The organism is Microcystis sp. M53602_WE12, assembly GCF_030065455.1.
GTDB classification, from domain to species: domain Bacteria; phylum Cyanobacteriota; class Cyanobacteriia; order Cyanobacteriales; family Microcystaceae; genus Microcystis; species Microcystis aeruginosa.
This window is the reverse complement of sequence record NZ_JASJFB010000447.1, coordinates 1-2,918: the sequence shown is the minus strand read 5'-3', so window position 1 is coordinate 2,918 and position 2,918 is coordinate 1. Positions and strand designations below refer to the sequence as shown.

The 2,918-nt window shown below is 44.6% G+C and carries 1 protein-coding gene; it reads right to left on the bottom strand.

Annotated elements, in window-relative coordinates; all coding sequences use genetic code 11:
• Positions 1–251: 251 nt before the first annotated feature.
• The gene (locus PX482_RS14975) at positions 252–2,672 is read right to left on the bottom strand and encodes a phosphoketolase family protein (RefSeq protein WP_002757306.1); all 2,421 of its coding nucleotides are present in this window, start codon (positions 2,670–2,672) and stop codon (positions 252–254) included.
• Positions 2,673–2,918 lie beyond the last annotated feature (246 nt).

Below are 2,918 nucleotides of genomic sequence, written 5' to 3'. Positions count from 1 at the left end.
GCTCAGCATCCCTATAAAACTCAAATCTTGGACTTCCATTCCTGCAAAACCCAATGGGCAACTCGTTCACTCTATTTTGAGGGACAGAAGCGAAATCAATTCTGTATCCTACACTACCGTTTGAATTTGGAATTGCTGGAGATACTCTCACCCTGTAGAAAATAAAGAATATTTTATTTAGGTGGAATAGGAAGATGAAATTTATCGGTAAACTAATAAATTATCATCACCTAAACCACTTTCTAGCCTAATTAATAGGGCCATTTCCAGTTAGTAATCTCGTCCTTATCGATGCCATTGGTAAAAGCATAATCGAGATTATCGATAATAGCATTTTTCATCCGTTCTTTCACATGACCAGCAGCAGAACCTAATTTTGGCACGCGATCAATGACATCAATTACTAAATGAAAACGATCAACTTGGTTACGAATCGCTAATTCTAGGGGAGTATTAATATTCCCTTCTTCTTTGTAACCGCGCACATGAATACGTTCCTGATTACTGCGACGGTAGGTCAGTTTATGAATCAGCCAAGGATAACCGTGAAAATTAAAAATAATTGGCTTATCAGTGGTAAATAAACTATCAAAATCCCGTTCCGATAAACCGTGAGGGTGTTCACTTTCCGACTGTAATTTAAACAGATCAACCACATTGATAAAGCGAACTTTTAAGTAAGGGAATTCCTCCCGCAGAATTGCCGTTGCTGCCAGGGATTCTTTAGTGATAATATCCCCACAGCAAGCCATAATTACATCCGGTTCATCGGGATTGATTCCGTCATCATCGTTACTTGCCCAATCCCAAATACCGATACCTTTGGTGCAGTGTTTAATTGCTTCTTCAATGGTCAAGTATTGCAGGTGTTTCTGTTTATCAGCAACGATAATATTAGTGTAATCCTTACTCTTGAGACAGTGATTAGCCACACTTAATAAACAGTTACCATCGGGGGGAAGATAAACCCGCACCACGTCGGCACTTTTATTGGTTACTAAATCGATAAAACCGGGGTCTTGGTGACTAAAACCATTGTGATCCTGCCGCCAAACCACCGAGGATAATAACAGATTCCAAGAGGAAACAGAAGCGCGCCAAGGCACATGATTTTTGCAGATATCGAGCCATTTAGCGTGTTGGTTGAACATGGAATCGATAACGTGGGCAAAAGCTTCGTAGGAGTGAAATAAACCGTGACGACCGGATAATAAATAACCCTCTAACCAACCGACTAAAGTATGTTCACTCAGCATCTCCATCACACGACCATCGGGAGATAATTGACTACCATCTAAATCCTCCGGATAGGTATCAGCTAACCAAGCTTTTTTAGTCACTTCATAGAGAGCTGCTAAACGATTAGAAGCAGTTTCATCGGGACCAAAAACGCGAAAATTAGTCATATTATTTCGCATTACATCCCGCAAAAATACCCCCATCACTCCCGTGTTTTCTGCTTCCACTTGGCCCGGGTGGGTGACATCTACGGCATACTGACGAAAATCGGGCATTTTTAGGTCTTTACGCACCAATCCGCCATTAGCGTGCGGATTAGCACTCATGCGACGATGACCCCTAGGAGCGAGTTCTTTAAATTCTGGCTTAAATTTACCCGTGGTATAGTCAAATAATTCCTCCGGGTTATAGCTTTTCATCCACTCCTCTAATTTTCTCAAGTGTTCGGGGTTTTCCTGCATGGCACCCATGGGGACTTGGTGAGCGCGCCAGAATCCTTCTACTTTATGACCATCAACCTTTTTCGGACCCGTCCAACCCTTGGGAGACCGGAGGATAATCATCGGCCAGGGGTAACGTTTAGCCACTCCTGTGCTGCGAGCTTCCTGTTGATAGGAGCGAATCTGATTGATACAGTGTTCTAGGGTAGCGGCCATTTTTTGATGGCAGTGCATGAGGTCTTCATCCTCCTTACATTCGACGATGTAGGGAGTGTAACCGTAACCGACAAAGAGACTTTCTAACTCGTGGGTCGAAATACGGGAGAGAATGGTGGGATTAGCGATTTTATAACCGTTTAAGTTTAAAATTGGCAGTACCGCACCATCGCGAATCGGGTTAAGGAATTTATTCGAGTGCCATGCGGTGGCAAGGGGACCGGTTTCAGCTTCCCCATCACCCACCACCACGGCCGTAATTAGGTCGGGATTGTCAAAAACAGAACCGTAGGCATGGGAAACACTATAACCCAGTTCGCCGCCCTCATGGATAGAACCGGGGGTTTCGGGGGTGACGTGACTGCCGATGTGACCGGGAAAAGAAAATTGTTTAAAGAATTTTTGTAATCCTTCCTCGTCTTCACTTTTATCGGGGTAAATTTCCGAATAGGTTCCTTCTAGATAAACCGGACCGAGTACCCCCGGCGCCCCATGGCCAGGACCGGCCATAAAAATCATATCGAGGTCGTATTTTTTGATTAAACGGTTGAGGTGAACGTAGGTAAAACTTAAGGCCGGACTTGCTCCCCAGTGACCAAGTAAACGATACTTAACGTGTTCTGGTTTAAGATGTTCTTTGAGCAGGGGATTATCGCGCAGATAAATCATACCTACAGCTAAATAGTTACAAGCGCGCCAATAGGCATGGGTTTTGTAGAGTTCGTCTTGAGAAAGGGGATTTTGCTCTGTTAAGGGTCTTTCTGGTGCGGATACCATGAATATTTCTCCGATATCTATGAAGGATGAGATTAAGAGAGTTGATAGACAATTTCTCCATCGAGAGGGTTAAGTAGGTAGGCGTTAAAAATTATCAGATGCCCCCCTTATCAAGGGGGGATTAAGGGGGGATCCCCACCCCCCTTATCAAGGGGGGATTAAGGGGGGATCCCCACCCCCCTTATCAAGGGGAGACTAAGGGGGGATCCCCACCCCCCTTATCAAGGGGAGACTAAGGGGGGATCG